This is a genomic window from Chryseobacterium bernardetii (genome assembly GCF_003815975.1).
In the GTDB taxonomy this organism is placed as follows: domain Bacteria; phylum Bacteroidota; class Bacteroidia; order Flavobacteriales; family Weeksellaceae; genus Chryseobacterium; species Chryseobacterium bernardetii.
This window is the reverse complement of the sequence record NZ_CP033932.1, coordinates 2,072,588-2,094,644: the sequence shown is the minus strand read 5'-3', so window position 1 is coordinate 2,094,644 and position 22,057 is coordinate 2,072,588. Positions and strand designations below refer to the sequence as shown.

Genomic DNA, 22,057 nt, shown 5'->3' with positions numbered 1-22,057 from the left:
TTTGAGGTATAAATGATTATAAATAATTCATCTGTACAGTTTGGATCGTCTGTTCCAACTTTTTATCTGCTGTTGGATCTCCTATGGCATTGAATTTCCATTCCCCGTTTCTTCTGTAGAAAACTCCCATTACCATGGCAACATGTCCTCTGAAAGATGCATCATTAGCAATGTCATATTTAGCAAAAACTTCTTTTACATTGGTTGGAGTTCCTTCATAAATACGGATAGAAGCAAAAGGAATGGTTCCAAAATCCTGACCTCTGTAGCTGTTCAATACCATTGCCACGTAATCTACATTAGGCTCAAGTTTACTGAAATCTACAGTAATCACTTCATTATCCAAGCCATCATCTCCGTTTATGTCACCAGTAAGGTCGTCACCGCTGTGTCTTACGGAACCGTTTCTGGATTTCAGGTTTCCGAAATAAATTACTTCCGTTACATTTTTGTTTGAATCATATAAAATACAGCTTCCGTCTAAGTCTACTGCTTCTTTTTTAGTTCCGAAAAATCCTTTTTTTTCAATTGCTCCCCAGTTGATTCCTACACAAGCCTGGGAAAGTTCAGCTCCGTTTTCTTTTTTAAGGTTAATTCTTTGACCTTTTTGTAAGTTGATAGCCATCTTTTTATGTTTAGTTGTTATTTACATTTTGCGAAAATTATATATTTATCCGCCTGTTTTCAAATTTCGTTTTATTGATTATTCAGGTTTAAATTAAGCATTGCTCTCAGAATATTGGTTTCTTCATCAAAGGCAAATATTTTGCTCATAATATCTATATTCTCGAGGTTTCGGATATAATCCTTCAGGACCGCTTCCACCTCAGGAGGCAGATTGCGCTTCCGTTCGTTCATCGTATTTTCCAGCTCTTCGTTTTTATTCTTAAGCTGGTCAATAATTATACGCTGATTGGATTGATTTTCAGAAGTATCAAGCTTATCCAGTTCTTTGTCGAAAAGATAAAGCTTTTTATCATCTACACTGAAAATAAAATAATCATCAGTCTGAAAGATCCTGAAAAGTTCATATTCATGGGTTCCGATGGCGTAGCCACAGACAAAACGAACTTTAAATCCCTGTATATTCAGCCTTCCCAATAGTTTTCTTTCAATTGAATAGTCTTTATACTGATAAGCCGGGAACGTTTCAGGTTTTAGCAGAGATTCATCTGCTAACCTGTAGAATTCCTTCGCATATTTTTTATGGAAATACAGTACATTATCCCAATTGGCAGTGAAAACATCTTCTGTAAGGTCTTTATACAAGGCTTTCAGATGCTGTGAAAATATACCGCTGTACATTTTCCTGTCGGTCTGAAAGCTGTCTGCCTGTCTTTCTTCAAAACCTGAAATGTATTTTTTATTGATGTCAATTTCATTAATGACCGCCAGCATATCATTTTCCTTCTGCCTTTTGATCTTTGTCAGAAGTTCTATGAGGCTGTCTGTATACTGCAGGTGGAAAAGCTCCAGTTTATTATAATCCAGGGCCGTATTTTCCTGGAACAAATTGTGGATAATATCTGTTTTGATGTAAATGGATATTATATCAATATGTTCAAAAAAATTAGCCAGAAGTTTAAGCCTTGTTAACCTTCTTTTGCTCTGTGATAATATGGTTGCTGCATCTTCCCCCACCTTGGTGCCCTATAAATTAACCTCTTACATTTGCTTTCAGTTCGTGTTCTAATGTCTGAAGATCCTGATCCAGCTTTCTCCTGTTATCAGCGCCCTGTTTCTGGATCTGCTTCACTTCATTCAACGTATTAATCAGCATTGAAGTAGTTTCTCTCAATGTGTCTATAGAAACAATCGTTTGCTCATTAGCTCTTGCTACATTGATAGAGTTCTGACCAAGACGTTCTGCATTCTTTCTTAAGATTTCTTCTGTAGTAGAAGATACTTTCTGCTGGATCTCAATATTCTGCTGCTGTCTGTACATGGCAACGGCAAGCGAAAGCTGGTTTTTCCATACAGGAAGCGTAGTGGTAAGAATTGTCTGCGCTTTTTCAGCAATAGAAACGTTGTTATTCTGAACCAGTCTGATCTGTGGAAGTGACTGCATCATAATAACACGTACCACTTTAAGATCAGCCATTCTTCTGTCTAATCTTGCAATGAAGTCTCTCTTATCCGCAATCTGGTAATCCTGGAAATTCTGAGGATTGGCTTCCATCTGAGCCAATTCAACAGCTGCTCTTTCCATTCTGATATTTCCGGCAATCACAAGGTCTTCAATCTGTTTGATAGAGTTCACATTGCTTTCAAAAATTGTCTGAAGAACTGCATTATCTTTAGTAGAAGTAATGATCCCTGCATTTACTTTGTAGGAGATCTGCTCAATATTATTAATGATCTTATCATACTTAGCAAATAAGTTTTCTACCTGGGTCATTACTTTCTTCATGAATGGCAACTTGCTCAGAAAACTTTTTACTTTATTTCCGTTAAGTTCTTCTACGTCTACATAGTTCAACTCTACCAAAAGATCATTGATAAGGCCGCCCACTTCTCCTGAGTTTGATCTTCTCACATTTCCTAAGAAGCTGTCACTCTGATTCGAAAGTGTTTTCTGAAGTTCTGCTCCAAAATTGACAATAGATCCCGGGTTAGCTTCATCAATGGAATTCGCCAGAGCTTCATACTTCTGACGGTCTTCTGATGGTAACTGAGTTAAATTTACGTTTCCCTCTCTGTCTACAAGCACTGCTGGTGTTGCATTCTGAAAAGGTTGCGCGGGCGTTGGCGGAACCATCGGTGTAGGCTCAAAAGTTCTAAGAGGTTCAATGGATCCTAGCGGATCTATAGGTTGATTTTCCTGATTATCCATAATTATTTCTGATAAAGTGATACAAATTTCTCAAGGCCGTCTCGCTGTCCTGCTCCTACTGCCTCAAATTTCCATTCGCCGTTTCTGTTGTAGATCCTTCCGAATTCTACTGCCGTTTCTATTGAGAAATCTTCATCCAATTCGTATTTTAAGATCTCTTCATTCGTATCTGTATTGAAAATTCTGATGAAAGAATTTCTTACCTGTCCAAAGTTCTGTCTTCTTGAGTCTGCTTCGTGGATGGTTACCACCACTGTAATTTCTTTTACAGCACTATCAATTTTTGTAAGATCAATCTTGATCTGCTCATCATCACCCGATCCTTCTCCTGTAAGATTATCCCCTGTGTGAATAACTGCTTTGTCCGGAGATTCAAGGTTGTTATAGAAAATAAAGTGATTATCTGAAACCAGCTTTTTGTCATCTCCAAGTAAAAATAAGGAAGCATCTAAATCGAATGCTGTTCCTGTAGAAGTATTATTGATATCCCAGCCTAAACCTACAGTGAATTTAGGTGCGTTAATATTTTCTCTTTGTCCTTTTTGTAAGTTAATAGCCATAATATAATTCCGTTTGTGTTAAAGTATTGATGTTATTTTTATATTCTTTTATTAAATGATAATTATTGCTGATGGCAAGCTCCAGCAGGAGATCCATCTGTTCTTTTTTTACTTTAGACGTAAGATAGTCAAAATTACTTGAATCTAAGCCTAAAATATATTTTACGATCCTTGTATTGAACTGAAAACTGGGTTTATTCATTACTTCTGCAATGTGTTTTACGTTTTTCACTGCATAATAATTGAAAAAATTCTCAATTTTAGGATCCAGATCAAAGTTCATCAGTTCAGCATAATACAGAAACATAAAGTCTGCTTCCACGTCATATTCATCTAAAATTCTGTTCACTGTATACTCATGACTGCCTGTAATTTTTATATCGTCTATAAAAATACAAAGTTTTCCTCTTAAAAAATCTTTATCAATGTAATAAGTATCATTGGCAATCAGATTTTTACGGTCTTCAAAATTAAGGTTCCCATAATCTGTGATATAGGTATGATTTCTATTGATCTTAGATAAAATACTTGATTTTTTCTCTTTTTGGAACAGATAATAATCCAGATGTTTTTTAAAGTAAAAGCATAGGAAATTGGAAGCTGTAGGAATCGCCATATAAGGGCTTGGAAGAACTACGATCTCTTTATCTGTATGTAAAAGTTCTTCATGTTCGGAAATAAATCCGTTGAATAATTCTTTTGCAAATTTTTCAGCATACGACTTATCGCCATACTTGAAATAGCTGTATTCTGCAGGTGAGAAAGTAAACTCATCCGCTGAATGAATGTGGTGTAAGCTGTATCTTTTGTTCATGTTTATGGTTAGTGTTTAAGTAAATGTGCGCTGAACCCGAAATCTGTAGCTCCTTTATAATCAGCCACAGGATTATCACCAATATGTAAGATCTGGTGCAGGGGAAGATCCTGATCTTTAAGATTATTCTTCACTTCCTGGAAAATAAGCGGATTCGGTTTTGAACAGTTGATTTCATCAGAATAAATATGAAAATCAATATATTGATCCAGATTTTCATGGATCAGGAATTTTCTCATTGTTTTTCCTTTGATAAATCCTGTATTGCTTAGAATATTAATAGTTTTTCCCTGATTTTTGATATCATCAAAAAATTCATGGATATTTTCAAAAATAACAACAGGCTTATACTCTAAGAACAATTCTTCACTTTTTGCATAAAACTCATTCAGCTTTTCTTTGCTTAAAAGCTTTACATCCACATTCAGCGCTCCTAAAATCATTAAATAGATCTCAAAAGTGTCTATATTTCCTCCTGTAACTTCATTGATGGTATTGCAAAGATCATCGTAATATTTTACAGTTTTAGCAACTTCATCAAAAGGTTGTTCTACATCAAAAAACGAGGAGAACAGCTCAACTCTTTTTGTTTTAAATTCAGGATGAGATTTGATTAATGTGAGCCACAGGTCAAAAGAAAAATGACAGTGGTTACGAATGTCGATATCTGTTTTCAATATGTTTTAAGTTAAAAGTTTTATTTAGCTTCTTGAAAAAGACTTAAAATTATTAATCATCAAAGTGTTTAATTCTCTATTCTTCCCAAAGATAAAATTTTTATCATAAATGCATTGCTTTGCATCTCTGTTTTAAGATATTTTATGATTTGAGGGGGAACTATAAAAAAAGACTGTAGATTTTTCTTACAGTCCTTGCCTGGTTAGTGGAGTTTAGTTTTTCTGTGTGAATAGTCAATTGTCATTCGCTTCGCTTATCAATTTCGGCTATATTTCAAAAATTCACTATTCACATTCATTATTGATTTTAATCTACTTTTCCGGCATTACCTTATATGTTGGATCATCCTGAATATTGACTTCTACTACTGCTTCCGCATTCTTTAACATTTTACGACAGTCTTCACTGAGGTGTCGGAGAAACAGTGTTTTGCCTTGCTGCCTGTATCTTTTCGACAATTTATTTAAAGCATCAATCGCACTCATATCTACAATACGGCTTTCTTTAAAGTCTACTACCACTTCACCGGGGTCATTCACGGGATCAAATTTATCTGCAAAAGCTGTGGCTGAACCGAAAAACAAGGGACCATATATCTCATAATGCTTGATACCATTTTCATCGGTATATTTTTTCGCACGGATTCTCTTCGCATTGTCCCAGGCAAAAACCAAAGCTGAAATAATCACTCCCACGAGTACTGCCAAAGCAAGGTTATGCAATACGACTGTAATTAAAGCAACAGTAATTCCTACAAATATATCGGACTTCGGCATTTTATTCACAATTCTGATAGAAACCCACTGAAAGGTAGTAACAGCTACCATCATCATTACTCCTACCAAAGCTGCCATTGGGATTTTCTCTATAACCGGTGCTCCAAAAAGGATAATCAGTAAGATCATAACAGAAGCAATAATACCTGATAATCTGGCTCTGGATCCTGCATTAAGGTTTACCAAGGTCTGCGCAACCATTGCACAACCTCCCATTCCGCCAAAAAATCCGTTGGTAATATTGGCTAATCCCTGCGCTACAGATTCTCTGTTAGCATTTCCTTTGGAATTGGTAATTTCATCCACCATAGATAAGGTTAGCAATGATTCGATAAGTCCTACCCCAGCCATAATTAATGCATAAGGAAAAATAACCTGCAATGTTTCGAAAGAGAAAGGAATCTGCGGAATATGAAAACTTGGAAGATTACCACTGATATGGGCAATATCTGCTACTGTTTTTGTATGGATATTGAATCCAAGAACTACAGCAAATACCACAATAATGGCTGCCAGTGATGCAGGGACAACTTTCGTAAACCTTGGAAAAAAGTAAACAACAGCAATAGTAAGCACTGTTAAGCCGCTCATAATGTATAAAGGTGTTCCCTGAAGCCAACTGACTGCTCCGCCAGCATCTGTAATTTTAAACTGTTCAACCTGGGCCATAAAAATAATAATGGCCAACCCATTCAGAAAGCCATACATAACCGGCTGGGGAATGAGCCTGACAAATTTCCCCAGTTTAAATATCCCGACAAGCATCTGAAGGGCACCTGCAAGAGCTACTGTTGCAAAAAGATATTCTATCCCATGAGATTTTATCAGGGCAATAAGTACAACAATTGTGGCACCGGCTCCTCCTGAAACCATCCCCGGGCGGCCTCCTAAAACAGCTGTTACAAACCCCATCATACATGCTGCATACAATCCTGTAAGTGGAGAAAGACCTGCCAGGATGGCGAATGAAAGAGATTCCGGAATCATGGTCATGGCTACTGTAAAGCCTGCCAGTAATTCATTTTTATAATTTATTTTTTTCGAAAAATCGAATAAACTGATAGTATTTTTCATTGAGGTGCAAAGTTATAGACTTGGTGATTGGTATACAATTTTTTCTTTTTCAAGTTTTTACTACCTATCTGGATTTAATTTATTTCACACATCCGTTCATATAATATGTTAATTTTAATTAAAATTTGCCCATAAAGAAACTTTTTTAGGTTTTCTCCTGCCTTTGCTTTTAATTTTTGTTTAAATTTGAAAGCAATTAAGCAGATTATTTGGTACTAAACAAAATATTCTAAACATAAAAAACTGGTTGTCAAAACACTTACAACCTTCAACACACAGGCTTAACGTAAATAGAATGGCATGAAACAACTTTAATAGGCTATATATTATTTACACAAATGGAAGAAAAAGAAGTTTGAAAAAGAAGAATGAACAATAAATCCATTGGAAATAATGCATATCCCTTAAGGTACATTAAACAACCCTTTTAAGATTAAGCTGTCCTAAACAATTTCCTAAGATTTTAATAGTTTCATTATAGGCATTCAAGTTTTTTGAATAGCGTTCTGATTCAATTTCAAAATTATAATAAATTGTATTCCGTAATACAAAATAATATATTTCTTATTTCACGTTTGTTATTGCATAATTTTAATAAATAGATAATATTAAATAAAATGTTATACAAAGAGATCCATATTGGAAAGTTTATTAAGGAGAGGGTTGATGAAAATGAAATAACTATGGAGAGGATATGTAAATTTCTGGACAGAGATGAAGACGCCATAGAAAGAATGTACAACAGCAAATCAATAGACGCGGATCTTCTCTTAAGATGGAGTAAATTATTGGAATATGATTTCTTCCGGCTTTACAGTTCTCACCTGATTTTATATGCTCCACCGGCAGCAGCCAATAAAAATCAGCAGAAATCTGACAAGATCCCTTATTTCAGAAAAAATATTTATACCCAGGAAATTAAGGAATTCATTATGAAAAGAATTCTTTCAGGAGATATGACCCAAAGTGAAGTAATTAAAGAATACTCCATTCCTAAAAGTACCCTTCACAGATGGCTTCAGAAAAGTGATATTAACGGATAAACTAACAAAAGATGCGTCCCAATTATAAAAAGATATACCAGGACATGCTTAAACTGGAATATCCGGATAAGCTAAAAGATCCTAAAATAAAAGAACTTCTTGGCAAGCTGGATACAAGCGAAGATATACTGAAGTTCAATGACAGGCTTTTCAAGCCTTCAAGAGAGAGCCAGAGGAACAATCAAAAACTGAAGACTTATGATAAAAAAACGATGCTTAAACTTCTTGAGTACCAAAAGAAGCATGGGCATTCTACCAGTTATATGTCTAAAAAATATAAAATCAGCAGAACTACTCTTTCAAAATGGAAAGTGATGTTTGAAGAGGAGCTGGAAAAGATTATGAAGAAAGCCGATAAATAGTTTATCGGCTTCATTTTATCATAACAAGGCAACAGGCAAATAGTGATGTCGTGCTCTAACCACCTGAGCTACTCTTCCTGTGTTTTGCAGTGGAAGAGACGGGATTCGAACCCGTGACACCGTCGTAATGAATGAAGTAGCACTATTTTACGGCACTTGTTTGCTTAAAAAAAAGAGGCAAAGTTTGAAAAGACATTTACAGATCATTTTCGTGATCTTCTGGAATCGAACCAAATAAACCGAAGTAAGTCTTTTCTACGGCACTCTTATCATCAAGGTTACCAATACGGAATCCTTTCATTTCATCTGCTCTATCCATTTGAGCTACATTCCGTTTACAACAGGAATGACAGGAGTTGAACCTGCAACCGGATGACGTGTTCGAAGTATGATTCCTGAACGACACTTGAAAAAAAGAGCAAGGCAATCAGCTAAAACAGACTCATATTAACGGTGTGCTATCTTTACACTACCTGCTTCCGCAGAACAGGACTTGCACCTGTACCTCTGTTACCCCATGAAGTAATTCTGTTTTACGGCACTTGCTTAGCTTTTCCATTGGGTTTTTCTGTGTTTCTTCCAGCATCGCTGAAATTTAGTTTCCTTTGCATTCAATACTTCTAAGCCATGTGGAAAACAATATGAACAGCCCAAATCATTTCCATATTGGAGCCTGGAAACCTGTACTCCGGAAATTTTCTTCGGAAAATCAATCAATTCATATTCATTGGTTCCGAAGGTTTGTTTTAATTTTTTAATTTTTTTCATGAGTATTGAGTATTAACCTCAATACACTGCTTCTTTAAGATCTGTTTTATAGTTATTCATGGTTATCAGTTGATGTTACAAATTTATATGATTACTGCGCATTCTTTTTACGCAGTTCATTTTTTATAAAAACCAAGCAATATATTGTAAGAGTAATTAGTTTCAATTGGAAGTTGACGATGAAACTCTTACGGACGGCATTGGTTATTTTTACCGGGTAATTTGGCGAAAGGCTCTGTCAGTTTGGAATCGAAGTAGGCCTTTCTTACGACACCGGTATTATTAACACTGCAAAATTATACGCTAAGTACGCATTCTTTTTACGCAGTTTATTTTTTTTTAGTTAGAAAATAATGCGTTTATCAGTTCTAAAAATTTGAAAATACCTAAAATAGGAAGCGATATTAAAAATACAATCAGTACCACAATGAATATTTTATTTAGAAATCCTCTTGAGTCTTTCCCTTCTGAGTAATTTCCTTTTTCTCTGGTTTTAGGTTTAAAATCAGGAATATACTTAGTTTTCTTAAGGCTGTCTTTTTCAAGTTCAGTAAAAACATTCATGGCATATTCATTAAGCTGAGCTTTATTTCCTCTGAAAACAATATCTTTCAAAATAGCATTTCCGGAATTGCCTAATGTTTTTCTGTAAAGCGCAACGGCTTTTTCCATTTCCTTATTTTCAGGTTGAGACAAAATCAAGTACTTTCCGGCTTCATCTATAAAACCTGCTTCATAATAAATCTGTCCTAATTTCTTTCTTAGAGAAAGGTCATCCGGAAACTGATTGATTAAATTTCTTAACCTATCACATGCTTTTTTCTTTTTTCCTTCTTTCAGGTCCTGTTCTATCTTATCAAACAGATTTCCCATTTTTTTATATTTTTATTTAATCCCGGACATGAATTCTGAAATGGTTTCGGCATTGTCGATATTCATATTTTTCAAAATATTTAAAATTCTATTTTTAAAACGGATCTGATGGTGTATCACTTTTTCTAACCCGGCTTGAAATACTGATTCTTTAACGTCAAATTTTGTTTTCAGATCTTTCACTTCATTCATATTGGCTTCTGTATAGTCTGAAAAACTAATGATTCCGTTTTCTTTTTTATAGAAAATCCAGGGATGTCCGATCCATATTTCTGTCCATCCGGAAGATCTTTTCTCCAATACTTTCTCCCAATTTTCTATATTCTCCAGATCTCCGCAGCAACTTGGCTCAATAAGAACCTCATCCTCTTTTTTTACTACGATTCCGCCATCAAAAGAGAGTACAAATCCTCTTTCCTCAGGGGCATTAAATTCTACTTCAGTGAGTTTTGCGGCTACAATCATTTGTAAACTTTCATCATCAATGTTTTCAATATTGACCAGATTAGAACCTTTCCGGATTTCATTACAATTAAGAGTAAGGCGGGAAGCTGTTTCCGTATATTTCAAAAACCATTCTTCAGGATCAGGATAATCAGCGATTCCGGGTAATTCGAAGTCTTCTTTGGAATATTTTAAAGGATTAATTTCAATGGTGTTAATAAGCTCTGTCATAGTATATCTCTTCATTTTCCAGCCCCGATTGCAGCGGCATCCTTTTTCTGAACCGGCCTCAAGCAGGCGAAAAAGATATAGCGAAAAGCGGGAATAAGCTCCTAAATATACTAATGATTTATAAGACCCCCTAGCTAATAACAGTGAACTTTATATTTTATCTTACATTCAAAAGAAAGCAGTGCTTCTTACAGCACTACTTTTTCAATTACTTTTATGGCTGATTTCTGATCTTCCAATGCATTCAATACATCAAAAATTTTATCTGACCAACCTGCAATAAGGTATACATCATTTCTTCTGACATCAATTGGCTGCTTTCCATAACCTGCCAAATCAAAAAGATAGAGCTTAGCATTGGGTGCAATCACTTTATATCTGTTCCATGTATTTTCAAAAGAGTTTCCTCTTCCATTGCTATCATACATTTGAGTATCTGTAAACAACATTACTTTGTCTACAATTTCTTTTCTTTTGATAAGATCTTCAATCACCAGATAGCCATTAGTAGAGTAGCCTACTTCACCTTCTCTTTTGTATAATGCATCTACATTTCGCAGAATCCCTTGTTTAGGCATAGGAGTTCTCAGCCAACGACCACCGAACATTCCGGTAATCACATTCCGGCATTTTGCCTGCAAAATCATAGACATCAGCAAACCGATATCATACAAAAGGATTTTACTTTTTGGAGAAACCGGCTTCTGCATAGAACCTGAAACATCTGCCGCAATCAGTACCGAGGTATTGAATCCGAAACCTTTGATGTTTTGGGCACTTGCCACTACAGCTTCTTCCAGGGCACCCCAAACGGAGGACAGATAAGGGGAATCAACTTTTTTCAATTCCCTATATGCTGCCAGGAAACGGAATGGCAATTGTTTTGAATTTAATACCGCTCTTTCATCTGACAGATCATTGCATACTTTACTCATTGCCTCCGGAGATACTCCGGCTTCCAGGATATTCCTCAGGTTTCGCAAGGTGGCCATATAGCCTAATTTATTGCTGAAGATCAGTTCTTCCCATTTATTTTTGAAAGCCTGTTTCTTTTCTGTTTCATCAGCAAATTTTTTCTGCCCCAATACAGAAAGTTCAACCTCCCATGTATAAGGGGTTTCTAATATATCATAGGCAATCTTATTGAAAATTGTCTGCTGGCCTTCATCCTTTGCTTTTGGGTGAACAAGAAACAAAGCATCTTTAAAGGTTACCTCTCCTTTTCTGTTGTATTTGGCGAACTGGTATTCATCAAATTTATTGAAGGATTTTACCAGACCTTTCTGGATCTGTTTTGATAATTTGTTCAGTTTTTTGGTTTCTGTTCTTTCGTTCGTAAGCTGATAATATGCCAGCAGTTCAGTAATTTCATCTGCTCTTTGAACAACGCCATCTACCGTTCTGCTCACCAGATCGGTACCGGAAGTCTCCTTGGCCAATTCTGCTGCCAAAACCAACGGAATAGAACGCAAATGCATCTCTTTTCTTGCATATACAGCAAGCTTTGCCACAAATTCAGGGTCATTTTTCTGAATCAGAGACTGTATTCTCTGTAATCTGTCATTTCCTTTTTCGTAAGTAATATCTGACAGTCCTGTTGTAACCACAGCACTATACAATTCTTCTGCAGGTGTCATCACATATGCTTTTGCACCTTCGTGGTTAGTGACCATTATTTTTTCTTTTTTTAGAAAGTTAAATTTCATGAGTTACTGTTTTTATTGTTAAACATTAGGAAGAGTTGTTGCTTCCTCTCAGATTTCTGATGCAAAGTAAGGATGGTATTACGTAATCTTTTTGCGTAGATTATTTTTTTGAAAAAAATTGTTTTTATATTTTCAATAGCTTGATATAATACGGCTTAAAACTCTCGCAGATTTTGCTGATGACGCAGGTTTTTTGGTGCTTTTATTTATGTTTTGGCTAAAGCCAATTGAATTTTGATTTATAAAGGCAGGCTAAAGCCCGCCGCTATTGATATTGATATCCGCATAGATAATTATTGTTTAACAACATAAACTTTTTACTTGTCCCTTAATCCTCCATACTTTCCTTCTATCATTTATTTTTACGAAAGAAATCAGTATTATCAGGCTTTTACATGGAGGTTTCCTAGCTTTGTCTGTATTAAAATTAAAACTATGATTAAAGGATTATATGAAACCCATGTTCAGGTAAGTGATCTGGAAAGTGCAATTCAGTTTTATACAGAAATACTGGGCTTGAGATTGGCCCATAGGGATGAGACAAGACCTATAGCCTTTATGTGGATTGGGGAAGAAAAGGAGTTTATGCTTGGATTATGGGAGCAGAAAGAAAATCTTCAGACAAGACACTTTGCTTTTACCAGTACAAAAGAAGATATCCTGAATTATTCAGTAAGTTTTTAGAGAATAACAATTTAAAACCTTACAACTTTCTGAAAAACGGTAGTACAGAGCCGATGGTATTTGCATGGATGCCTGCGCTGGCCATTTATTTTAATGATCCTGACGGCAACCAGCTGGAATTCATTTCTATTCTTGAAGGTGAAGGAAAGCCTGAATTGGGTGTTCTTTCCTATGAAGATTGGATGCTACAAGCACAAAATTAATTATTTATAGAGCCACGGATGAACAATTCTTTTATTATGCATTCATCCGTGGCAAAAAGACTTCAAATTTATGACTAAATACTTCATATAAAAATATTTCATAACCTGTTTTTACATGATCTGCAATTCATTATTAACAAGCTTCTTCACTGCCAGAACATGTTTACAAGGACCTCTTTCGCCCTGGTATTTACTAAACCATTCGCAGGTACAGCGTTCTTTATCTTCTTCCAGAATTACTGTATGATGTACTCCGCTACCTTCTACTCTGGCTTCCGTTCTTTCTTTAGTGTTGTTTAAAATTTCCACTTTTCCTCCTTCAATCAGCTTTTCAGCATTTTTCATACGGGGATTCAGCTCTAAAATACGGTTCAGTTTAAAAGGTAATCTGCGGTAGAAAAATTCATTTTCATCAAGATCATACCCCAGTAATCCCATCGCAGCAAGCCTAGCTGTCAGATTTTCTGTTGTATTCAAACTAAGGTTTTCTTCCAGTGCGAGAACGGTTGCATTGAATGACTGATTAGCGTAAGCATATTTATCCAAGGCATCGATCCATTCGTCCGGAATCTCAGTAGTAAGGCTATTCAATAAGGCTCCTTCTCCGGAAAACCCGCGCCAGCTTTCTCTCGATAAGGAGAAACTGAACCTTATATTTCCCATATAAAGCTGCCAGGTTGTAGACTGCATATTAGGATGTGGAAAAACCTGCATAGAATCAATATAAGGAAGAAGAGGTTCCAGCAATCGCAGTCTGTGAAGTCCTCCAATACAAACTGCACCGGCAGATTTTACCGGAGAAAACATAGGTTTATTTCCTCTTACAATAAGGTAATAATCCGATTTCACCACTCCTTTCGGCATTCCCCTGAATAACTGTTGGGTTTGAATCTTATTAAATGTATGCTGTTTTTCTGATTCTGAGAGATAGATCTGAACGGTTCCGAGACCTTTGATCCATTTTACAGGCAAAGGAACTTTTCTTTCTACTACTTTTTTTTCTTCTCTATACAGCCCAACCTCTTTTTCTCCTATAGAAAGCATCATTTTTTCGTTCGGACGAATACTTCCCAAAGCGGTTATCATAGGCTGATTAAAGTCTACGTTAGTAGTTCCGTTTTCCAGAAATTCTCCATGTAATCCGTCCGGAAGAACATCTACACGGGCATAGACTCCGGCACAATGAGAAAAGCCTTCAAAACGCAGCTTTTCATTTCCGGCAGTTACAATCGGATCTTTCAGAAGCGCCATCTGAAATGGCGACAAATTGAAACTGGATTTTACAATATTGGAAAGGGTAATCAGACAGCGGGCCAATATAAAAGGCTGGCCTACATTTCCCCAGAAAAAACAGGGAACATCCGTTTTTTTCTGTATCTCGCTGTATTGGGCAAGAAACAGTTCTTCAACAGCGTCTTTCTTTACAAAAGATGATGAGCTTGAATAATTATAAGTAAGCAGATCCTCCATCATTTAATTTTTTATAAGATGATTACAGATTTTCTTCAGACTCGAGTTGTCTTTCCATTCATCGAGTTTTTCAATTACTTTTTTATTGGCTGCCGATTGGTTGAGTGCCAATACCTCGTGATACACTTCCAGCAGCTTCTTCAGATTGGTAACAGGTTTATCCATCTGAAGCAGAATATTGGTGATTAATTCTTCAAGTGCACTATTATGATTTTTACTTACACTCAGCATCTGGTGCTGGATAAGATCTGTAAACCTTTTTACAGGTGCCCACTCCAGTTTTTCATGGGTTCCGATCACTCTCCCAAGCCTGGCATTGTCTATCATCTTATGGGAAACATGTTCCAGCCAGATTTCAGCAGCTGTTCCACGGATTGTTTTATCTCCGTCCAGGAAAATAGTTCCCAAAAACAGATATCCCATTTCATCCAATGGTCTTTTAATCTGGTAAAGGGCCTGTGCTGTATTCAAAACCATATTTCTTTCGTAAACCTCGGCAATACCGGAGTAAAAAAGACAGCTTTTGATTACTTTTGCGAGAGCATTGCCCAGGGTATTCGGAAAACACCACATCATACCAATGGTTTCTGAAAGTTCTCTTGGCTCTGCAATAAAATATTCCAGAAGCAGAGGATATTTTCTTTTTGTGAAATGATATTTGGGAATAGTGATATTCAGCTCCGCCGGATAATATGAATTTTTCTTACTGTCAATGGTTTTCCATGCATAAACTCCTGAAAAGAATTCTGCCGGAATAGTTTCATATCCAAAATTACCGAACTCTTTGAAAATGGTTCCCGGAGACCGTGTAATTCCTGCTGTCATCCACCATGCAGGATGTTCAAATTTCCCTTTTGGCTCTGTATTTTTACCAAAGAAGAAAAGCAACAGGTCTTTAAACTCTCCTTTTAATTTTTTTTCGGCAAGCTGTAATGCTTCAGATGTGTTATCCAGCGCACATCGTTGTATTGCCAGCTGCATATCCAAATGATGAGGTTCTATATTTTTATTCTGATACACTTCCAGTCTTTCCACTAAAGTAACCGGAGAGATCCAACAAGGAGCATGGGTGATGGCAAACAGCAAAGGAACGCTGTCTCCTGCTTTTATTTTTTCATAAATATATATGGCAAGCTCTTTAAATGCTTTCATAACAGGGCTTCCTGCTCCGACTTTCGTTATTGGCCCTAATTTTTTTTGATAATTTGTATATATTTCCCTTGCAGCCTCTTCATTACTGGTTTTCTCGTATATTTTGGTCAGATTCTTAAGCTGAACAGGATACTTTTCCAATAAACTCAGCCCATAATTAATGATAACGTTACATAACAGGACGTTCAGATATGGTACTTCCCATTTAGCTATGGTTTTACAGGCTTTAAGGAATACCGGTTCTATCAGTTTCACGGATTCTTCATTGACGTCATTGGCAAAACGGGAAAATCCGGCCAAAGCAATATCACAGTGGTGGCTATATGGATCTTCTATAGCCATTGGAAGGAAGAACATTAAATCTTCGAAACTTTCAAGTACTTTGACTTTATTTTCTTCGGTAGTAAGGAATACTTTTTCTGAAACTATGGCTTCCAGCTCCTGTGGTTTTTCTTCTATATAAGTTTCCAGAAGAGAACGCACATTGGTCAATATATTGTCTGAATAATGGGAAAGAGATTCTTTCACCGCCTCGGATGGCGGAATATATTTCAGGATAATTTTGGCGGCTTTTGATTGTATTCCATCATCTTTACTTACAAATGCAGACGTTAGAGCCAGCCCTAATATCTCAGGATTAACTTTTTTATGCTGGAAGATTTTTTCAGTTAAAGTAAGGGTGGCCATCACTACGGTTTTCACTTCCATGCTTAGAAGATTGGGAAGATAATGGGCAAATTCATCATTTTTGAAAGCAGTACTTCCTACTATTTTCTTCAAATGTATAAGAATGGTATTGACTGCTTTAGACTGTACAGATGTTAACCCGGCCATTAATTCGTCCTGAAGCTCTATCAACTCTCCTTCTGTAGGTTTTAAAGCCGTAAAGGCATCCATAAACCAGCCCGTCACATTTTTATTGAAATTTCTGTTGGAAGCCAGAAGACATTCCTTTAAGAACCTTTTTCTTTCAATTTTCTGTTCTGCAACAAGCTTTTGTACCAATGGAAACCATTCTCTCTGAAAAGGTAATGATTTTGATGGGTATTCACACAGATACCAAAAGTGAGTTCTGAGTGTTTCGGGATGCTGGTCCAGGTCAGTAGGGTAATTACACAGGTGGTGTCCCAGTAATTCCGGTTTAGGCTGAATGTACCCTTTTTCTGTCCATCCCAGAATATGTTTGTAATTAAAAGCGGTAAACTCGGCATCAATAGAATCGTTGATAAAGTCGGAAAACCAATCAGGGCATCCCCATTCCAGTATCTGTTCTGCCTGCTCTATATTCCGGAAAAGACTCCAGTAATTTTTACCAAAGTTCTTTTGATCCATACAGACAAACGATGCAATATCAATAATGGAGTGCTGATTCGCAGAACCTGCTGTATGATAGGAATTTTTGGTCATGATGATCTTATTAATCTCACGATCCATTTTTTTTATCGTAGGTACTAATGCTTTCTTTTCTTCTGTGGTAAGCTGTTTCAGAAAAGGGACGATCTCATGTATTTTTTCCTCATTAAGGATCTCATAAAGTCTTTCTTTCATGGGTTTTAATTTGATGTATGATTTTTTTCAGGTTATTTTCATTTTCCCATTCTTTAAGAGCTTCAACTAGTTTTTCATCTACATTGGTTCTGTTCTGATTCAGCAGTTCATAATAAAGCTCCAACAGCTTTTTAAGATTAAAAACCGGTTTTTCAACTGCTGTAAGAATGGATATCAGCAGTTTTTCAAAGGCCTTGTTATGATTGGTAGTCAGATTGATAAATCCGGATAAACCATCTGTAAATCTTTTTACAGGAGCCCATTCGAAATTGATCTTTTTCCCAATGATAATCCCCAGTTCCTGAATATTAAAATCTTCTGAAACAGCCTTGTTAATAAGGGCTTCAAAAGCTATACCAGAGAATGTTTTATCTTTATGAAACAACCCGGCAGACAATACTAAATAATGTGCGGGCTGAAACGGGAGATTCAGTTTCATCCAAGAATTCAGGAATTCTATATTTCCTTTTATGTCATACTGATAGGCAGAACAGGACAAATCTCCATTGTATTTTCTGGCAGCCAAGGATCCTGAAAAATAAGGTGCTGTATATAAAGCACGAATCAGATCATTCTGGTGCATCGTATGATAAGAGTTGAACAGATGATCCAAAAACGTAGCATTTTCAGGAAGTTCTTTTTTATTTTCAATGGATATTAATGATTCCGGAACTTCTTCTGTGCTATTCCATTTATAGATTTTCTTGTACCCTAATTTCCAGTCGAAACTACCATCCAGAAATTCTTTTTCATAATGGTTTTTAAAATAATTCTGTTCAAAAACCGGTTTTAGGAGATCGAAATATTTTTCGTCAAGCTGTTCTTTTGCGTATTGCTCTGCATTTTCCAGGTTCACTTTTTCCACCCGGAGCAGAGCTATTTCCAGATCAAAAGGAATAGGTTTCTCGCCTTGCTGCTGGTAGGTTTTTAATTTATCTACAAGGGTAGTAATAGTAATCCAGCATGGTGTATATTCCGGAACAGAAAGTAATGGAAGTTGTTTCTTCTCTTTCAGGAATTCAAATACTCCCAATAAAAGCTGGTGATAAGCTTTGAAAATAAAGGGTGTTCTTTTTTCACTCCAGTTTTCAAGTGCAGGGAACCCTAAATAAGCCTCTGATAATACTTTTGATTTATTTTTTTGCTTCAGTAAGCCATAATTAATAACAAAAGTTGCCAGCAGATGTTGAAAACCTACTGCATCTTTTCTTTTCAATGCTGCATTAAAGGCAGGTTCAAGTTTGTTAAAATGTTCATCATCAAATTCATCATTGAATTTAATAAGTGCGTCCAGAAACAAACCAAGATGGTAGGTTTCATTATTATTAAAAACCTGAGAAGCCAGAAAAATAAGATCATCTATAGATTCTACAGAAGCAATAGGTTGTGGTGTATACCAGCGCATTGCTTCAAAGCTCTGTTCTTCTTTATTTTCAGTGACTTCATTTTCTATAAGGAATTTCTCCAACAGGGTCTCAGCATCAGAAAGAAGAGATCCCCTGTAAAATGAGAGTTCTCCTTTTATATTTCCTGATTGTGTATTTCCGTATTTGACAATGATTTTTGCTCCTTTGGACTGAAGTGTCTTATCCTTATTCAGAAATACAGGCATTAGAAACAGACATATTGCTTCATGATATTCCTTATTGTCTTTCGCTATTTTTTCCAGAATCTGGAGCATAGCCCCCACAATATTCTTTGTCGGGAGGGTCATTAAAGACGCGGCAGACTGTAAAAAGATCTCTGTTTTAAAGTTTTTTTCCGTAATAACCGGATTGATAATCTTTAATACTCCCGGGAACAGTGAATGTTGGGTGGAATGAAATATCATAAACAATTCTTCCTGTAATTCCAGAACTTCTCTACCTGTAGGCTCCAGATAAGCAAAAAATTCCAGGAACCATGTATTATGTTCTTTTGAGAAATTAAAGTTGATTGCAGCAAGGCTTGCCTTAAGTACTCTGGAACGATCTATTTTCTTTTCCTGAACCAGGTTTTTCAATACATCTTTCCAGCTTCCGCCACGATAAATGGATGTTATATTGCATTCATGTTCAAACAAAAGCCAGATGTGAGATTCCAGTGTTACCGGATGCGTAAACAGTGTTTCGCCGGTCCTTGATGATAATGAAAGTAATGCAGCCCAGGTTTCATTATGAAGGGTAATATAGCCCTTCTTTTCCCACTCCAAGACTTTTAAATAATCAAAGCCTTCGAGAAATAAATAGCTTTCTCCAATCCAATCGGGAACATAGGTTTCAAAAAGCTCATCAACAAGTTCTACCGGAATGGAATAAAATCCCGGTCTCATCTTTTCATATTCATCCTTCGTATTACTGCATGCTAAAGCAGCTAACACCGATATTGTATTATGCCCCCATTCTTTATTGATCTTTTTCTTTAAAATGGCAGCAACTTCTTTTTTATCTTTAGGCGTAAGTTTCTTCAGAAAAGGAATGATTTCCTTGATTTTATAGTTTAAGTATATTGTTTTAAACTCTTCGTCAATTAGCATAATTTCACTCTTGCCGGCTAAAATAAAAAAAAATGCCCGACAGGCAGTTAATTATCCCTAAAAAGTGAATTTTTTTAACAAATTTTAAGTTAATAAAACGGTTTCTAATGCTATTTCAGTCCATATTTAAGTTCTCTTTGTTAAGATAATATGAAATAAAATATCAGAAGAGTTCATTTATAATTGGAATTTCTTTAACGTAGATTTTGTAAAATCAGAAACCGGGAAGTGGATACTATTAACCTTCTATACTTCAAAAATAATTAAAAAAATACTGTACTACAAACCATTATTGCTTAAAAGTTCTTTCTACTTCTGTCAACCCCATTTTCGCAAGGTGTCTGTAAACAGTTGCCAGGGTAAGGTTTCGTTTCTCAGCAATTTCAAAAGGGGGCATTCCTTCATCAAACATCTCAAATGTGATCATGTGGGTTGGCTTTTTAACAATTGTTGTGGAAGTATCCATTTCAATTTCTTTATCAAATAAAGGTACATCCAACAGGTAACAGGTTTTAAGCTTCTCAATATATTCTTCCAGATCATGCAGAAGCATTTTTGTTTCTTCATTAAAAGTTTTCAAACCTTTGGTCCCTATGGTTTCTGAATAAAGCTTTTTTAAAGGTAATAAGATCTTTTCTGCAACATTTTTATAGAAAAAGTTTACGGCACCACGGCATTTTTCTTCTAGTTCACTCCATTGAATTTCTCCGGATATAAAATCTGTTAATTTCAAACGGGTGACCTTTTAAATTTTTGAGATATTCTAAACAGATATTCACTTTCTCTTTCTAAATCATCAGATAGAGTATTCGATTTCTCTGCATCTGGTATTCCTACAGTAAAGAGAATCTCTTTCCAGTTCATTACAGCTTCTTTTAACCAGTCTGCATCTACTGCCATGTGAACTTTATGCAGTGTATAATCATATTTTTCATGGTCAATGATCTGGAGTAGATTTTCGTTAGCATTGGTAGAATCCTGAAAATCTTCAATTCTGCGGTCTTTGAATATGGCATTCTGTGAAATTTCAGATTTCAGAACAATTCCATTCAGGGTACGGCAGCGGCTTAATGCCACGTACACCTGTCCACTCGCAAAAGATCTTCCGGCATCAATAATTACGCGGTCAAACGTCAATCCCTGACTTTTATGAATGGTAACGGCCCATGCCAGCCGTATGGGATATTGTTCAAAGCTGCCCAATACTTCTGTTTTAATATTTTTTTCTGAATCCAGCGTGTATCTTTTCTGCTCCCAGACTTCGGTAGTCACAATAATTTCTTTCTTACTTTCATCCAGTACGACCTTTATGATGTCTTCATCGAGATAAGAAATTTCAGCTAACTTCCCATTATAAAAGTTTTTTTCTGGTGAGGAATCATTTCTGATAAACATAATCTGGGCACCTACTTTAAGTTCCAGTGTTTCCTCCATCGGATATTGAGTTTCTTTAAATTCACCAATCACTGAGGCTTTATAAAACAGAGACTCTCCCTCCAGCTCAGACAGCTTTTTCTGATTGATATGATCTGCGATGCGGTTATGGGAACATAAATGAATGTAGGTTTCATTTTCAGGTTCAAAATCAGGATTGTATCTGGCATTCAGCTTTTCAAAATCCAAATTATGGAAATCTGCATTACGGACAGCATTAAGTATTTCCAAAAATTCTTCATCCTGCTGGCGGTATACTGTCGTTAATTCTACTGTAATTAATCTTACATTCTGTAATGCTTTGGCTGAAAAGAAAAACGGAGTTTCATAGAATTTTGATAAAATCCTTTCTGAATCATCTCTTACCACGGGTGGCAATTGATATAAGTCACCAATTAACAATAACTGTACTCCTCCAAACGGCAACTGGTTCCGCCTCACTCTTCTTAATGAATGATCTATCATATCTAATAAATCAGCTCTCAGCATGGATCCTTCATCAATGATAATCAATTCTATCTCCCGAAAAAGATCAAGTTTTTCTTTTCTGTATTTAAAGTGAGGAAACAGCTCATTGATATTCATTGCAAGGTTAGGATCAACGGGTTCTGTAGTAGGAACAAATGTACGCGAAGGGATGGCAAACAGCGAATGTATAGTTACTCCACCAGCATTAATCGCTGCAATCCCTGTGGGAGCAACAATGATATGCTTTTTACGTGTTGTCTTTACAAAATTATTGAGAAAGGTAGTCTTTCCTGTTCCTGCTTTTCCTGTTAAGAATACACTTCTGTTGGTATGTTCCAGTAATCCGGTGAGCTCCTCCAAAGGATATAATTTTTATCAAAGGTAAATCATAAAAATATAAAAAAAAGACTGAACCTTTTGG

21 protein-coding genes are annotated in these 22,057 nt (G+C 36.0%); 4 read left to right on the top strand and 17 right to left on the bottom strand.

Annotated elements, in window-relative coordinates; genetic code table 11:
- Positions 1-16 precede the first annotated feature (16 nt).
- The 7 genes from EG339_RS09635 to EG339_RS09605 all read right to left on the bottom strand — a co-directional run bounded on the left by EG339_RS09635 (position 17) and on the right by EG339_RS09605 (position 6,735).
- Positions 17-625, bottom strand: coding sequence for a TerD family protein (locus tag EG339_RS09635; RefSeq protein WP_123869993.1), 609 nt, complete (start codon positions 623-625; stop codon positions 17-19).
- A 71-nt stretch (positions 626-696) separates the two neighbouring features.
- A complete protein-coding gene (locus tag EG339_RS09630) occupies positions 697-1,641 on the bottom strand; it encodes a hypothetical protein (RefSeq protein ID WP_123869992.1) in 945 nt (314 codons plus the stop codon).
- A gap of 16 nt (positions 1,642-1,657) precedes the next feature.
- Positions 1,658-2,833, bottom strand: a complete 1,176-nt coding sequence (locus EG339_RS09625) for a toxic anion resistance protein (protein ID WP_185147672.1) — start codon at positions 2,831-2,833, stop codon at positions 1,658-1,660.
- A 2-nt stretch (positions 2,834-2,835) separates the two neighbouring features.
- Complete coding sequence (locus EG339_RS09620) at positions 2,836-3,393, bottom strand: TerD family protein (protein WP_123869991.1); 558 nt, start codon at positions 3,391-3,393, stop codon at positions 2,836-2,838.
- Positions 3,383-4,207 carry a phosphoribosyltransferase family protein gene (locus EG339_RS09615; RefSeq protein ID WP_123869990.1) on the bottom strand — a complete coding sequence of 275 codons (825 nt, stop codon included), beginning with the start codon at positions 4,205-4,207 and terminating at the stop codon, positions 3,383-3,385. Before EG339_RS09615 ends, EG339_RS09620 begins: the two co-directional genes overlap by 11 nt.
- A gap of 8 nt (positions 4,208-4,215) precedes the next feature.
- Entirely contained in the window at positions 4,216-4,884 is a 669-nt protein-coding gene (locus tag EG339_RS09610; RefSeq protein WP_123869989.1) for an HAD family hydrolase, read from the bottom strand.
- Between the two features lie 312 nt (positions 4,885-5,196).
- Positions 5,197-6,735 (bottom strand): SulP family inorganic anion transporter, encoded by a 1,539-nt coding sequence (locus EG339_RS09605; protein ID WP_123869988.1) that lies wholly within the window; start codon positions 6,733-6,735, stop codon positions 5,197-5,199.
- Positions 6,736-7,352: 617 nt separating this feature from the next.
- Here EG339_RS09605 and EG339_RS09600 point away from each other — a divergent pair.
- Entirely contained in the window at positions 7,353-7,778 is a 426-nt protein-coding gene (locus EG339_RS09600) for a transposase (protein ID WP_123869987.1), read from the top strand.
- A gap of 11 nt (positions 7,779-7,789) precedes the next feature.
- Positions 7,790-8,140: a helix-turn-helix domain-containing protein gene (locus EG339_RS09595; RefSeq protein ID WP_123869986.1), complete on the top strand. Its 351-nt coding sequence runs from the start codon at positions 7,790-7,792 to the stop codon at positions 8,138-8,140.
- A gap of 196 nt (positions 8,141-8,336) precedes the next feature.
- Here the strand turns inward: EG339_RS09595 and EG339_RS24635 are convergent, their stop codons facing one another.
- The 5 genes from EG339_RS24635 to EG339_RS09575 all read right to left on the bottom strand — a co-directional run bounded on the left by EG339_RS24635 (position 8,337) and on the right by EG339_RS09575 (position 12,162).
- Positions 8,337-8,459 (bottom strand): hypothetical protein, encoded by a 123-nt coding sequence (locus tag EG339_RS24635; protein WP_262706913.1) that lies wholly within the window; start codon positions 8,457-8,459, stop codon positions 8,337-8,339.
- A 227-nt stretch (positions 8,460-8,686) separates the two neighbouring features.
- Positions 8,687-8,908 (bottom strand): phosphate ABC transporter substrate-binding protein, encoded by a 222-nt coding sequence (locus EG339_RS09590; protein WP_123869985.1) that lies wholly within the window; start codon positions 8,906-8,908, stop codon positions 8,687-8,689.
- A 339-nt stretch (positions 8,909-9,247) separates the two neighbouring features.
- Positions 9,248-9,781 carry a DUF6584 family protein gene (locus EG339_RS09585; protein ID WP_123869984.1) on the bottom strand — a complete coding sequence of 178 codons (534 nt, stop codon included), beginning with the start codon at positions 9,779-9,781 and terminating at the stop codon, positions 9,248-9,250.
- A gap of 12 nt (positions 9,782-9,793) precedes the next feature.
- Positions 9,794-10,471 (bottom strand): hypothetical protein, encoded by a 678-nt coding sequence (locus tag EG339_RS09580; RefSeq protein ID WP_123869983.1) that lies wholly within the window; start codon positions 10,469-10,471, stop codon positions 9,794-9,796.
- A 173-nt stretch (positions 10,472-10,644) separates the two neighbouring features.
- Positions 10,645-12,162, bottom strand: coding sequence for a TROVE domain-containing protein (locus EG339_RS09575; RefSeq protein WP_123869982.1), 1,518 nt, complete (start codon positions 12,160-12,162; stop codon positions 10,645-10,647).
- Between the two features lie 435 nt (positions 12,163-12,597).
- On the opposite strand from EG339_RS09575, the gene EG339_RS24510 reads away from it, so the two are divergent.
- Positions 12,598-12,846: a VOC family protein gene (locus EG339_RS24510; RefSeq protein ID WP_228459738.1), complete on the top strand. Its 249-nt coding sequence runs from the start codon at positions 12,598-12,600 to the stop codon at positions 12,844-12,846.
- 53 nt (positions 12,847-12,899) lie between these two features.
- The gene (locus EG339_RS24505; protein ID WP_228459737.1) at positions 12,900-13,049 is read left to right on the top strand and encodes a hypothetical protein; all 150 of its coding nucleotides are present in this window, start codon (positions 12,900-12,902) and stop codon (positions 13,047-13,049) included.
- Between the two features lie 111 nt (positions 13,050-13,160).
- On the opposite strand, the gene EG339_RS09565 is transcribed toward EG339_RS24505, so the two are convergent.
- The 5 genes from EG339_RS09565 to EG339_RS09550 all read right to left on the bottom strand — a co-directional run bounded on the left by EG339_RS09565 (position 13,161) and on the right by EG339_RS09550 (position 21,996).
- Entirely contained in the window at positions 13,161-14,522 is a 1,362-nt protein-coding gene (locus EG339_RS09565; RefSeq protein WP_228458866.1) for an SWIM zinc finger family protein, read from the bottom strand.
- Positions 14,523-17,219, bottom strand: coding sequence for a DUF6493 family protein (locus tag EG339_RS09560; protein ID WP_123869981.1), 2,697 nt, complete (start codon positions 17,217-17,219; stop codon positions 14,523-14,525).
- Positions 17,200-19,734 (bottom strand): DUF6493 family protein, encoded by a 2,535-nt coding sequence (locus EG339_RS09555; protein ID WP_123869980.1) that lies wholly within the window; start codon positions 19,732-19,734, stop codon positions 17,200-17,202. The genes EG339_RS09560 and EG339_RS09555 overlap by 20 nt, the downstream gene beginning before the upstream one ends.
- A gap of 289 nt (positions 19,735-20,023) precedes the next feature.
- Entirely contained in the window at positions 20,024-20,467 is a 444-nt protein-coding gene (locus EG339_RS24500; protein WP_228459736.1) for a helix-turn-helix domain-containing protein, read from the bottom strand.
- Positions 20,464-21,996: an ATP-dependent DNA helicase gene (locus EG339_RS09550; RefSeq protein ID WP_228459735.1), complete on the bottom strand. Its 1,533-nt coding sequence runs from the start codon at positions 21,994-21,996 to the stop codon at positions 20,464-20,466. Before EG339_RS09550 ends, EG339_RS24500 begins: the two co-directional genes overlap by 4 nt.
- Between the last annotated feature and the right edge of the window lie 61 nt (positions 21,997-22,057).